The 742-nt window shown below is 32.3% G+C and carries 2 protein-coding genes; one reads left to right on the top strand and one right to left on the bottom strand.

Annotated elements, in window-relative coordinates:
* The coding region (locus tag V6U76_RS05355; RefSeq protein WP_408647438.1) for a phospholipase D-like domain-containing protein at nucleotides 1-340 on the bottom strand (340 nt) is incomplete at its 3' end.
* Nucleotides 341-416: 76 nt separating this feature from the next.
* On the opposite strand from V6U76_RS05355, the gene V6U76_RS05350 reads away from it, so the two are divergent.
* A partial coding sequence (locus V6U76_RS05350; RefSeq protein WP_333024110.1) for an Rpn family recombination-promoting nuclease/putative transposase occupies nucleotides 417-742 on the top strand: 326 nt, incomplete at its 3' end.

Raw genomic sequence — 742 nt, 5'->3', positions numbered from 1 at the left:
TCACCTTATTATGTGCAATAGCAGGCTTACTGTCAATCCATACAGGTATCTCGTTACTTAATAACTCTTTGACAATTGAAACATTGTACTTGTGTTCTACCTGACTTTTATCGAGTATTTCTATACCACGCTTTTTAGCTGATATCACCCCATTCACAATAGGCTCTGAGGTAAATTCGTAGGCCTGTATCAATATCGACTCTTTGGATTCATTTAATGTGTCAGCAATTCTCTGAGTACAGTCCTCTCCAGGAGTGAAGCACACTTCTAAATTAGGACAAGTAGATGCATAACTATGTAATGAAACGAGGATAGAAAGAATAAATACAAGATATTTCATACTGTGTTTATTTTTTAATAATAATATGATATCATAAAAGTTCTATTTTAGTACATTATTGTAAATATTTTATTCTATGGTTTTTTCTAAATTTTTAGATCCAAAGTGTGATTTAACCTTTAAACGAATTTTTGGTACCGAGAAGAATAAAAATATTCTTATTCATTTCCTTAATGATATTTTAGAGTTTAAAGGGGAAAATACAATACAAGAAGTTGAGTTTTTAAGTACCATAATGAACCCAGAAATTGCTTCTGATAAACAAAGCATCGTCGATGTTCTCTGCATGAATTCTCATGGAAATAGGTATATTGCGGAGATGCAGGTTGCAAGAGATAAAGGTTTTGAAAAACGTGCTCAACTTTACGCCGCCAAAGCTTATTCAAGACAGTCTGGTAATTA

The sequence above is a fragment of the Wolbachia endosymbiont of Pentidionis agamae genome (assembly GCF_036711655.1).
In the GTDB taxonomy this organism is placed as follows: Bacteria; Pseudomonadota; Alphaproteobacteria; order Rickettsiales; family Anaplasmataceae; genus JAZHPY01.
The sequence above is the reverse complement of the archived record's forward strand: the minus strand, read 5'-3'. Positions and strand labels throughout refer to the sequence as shown.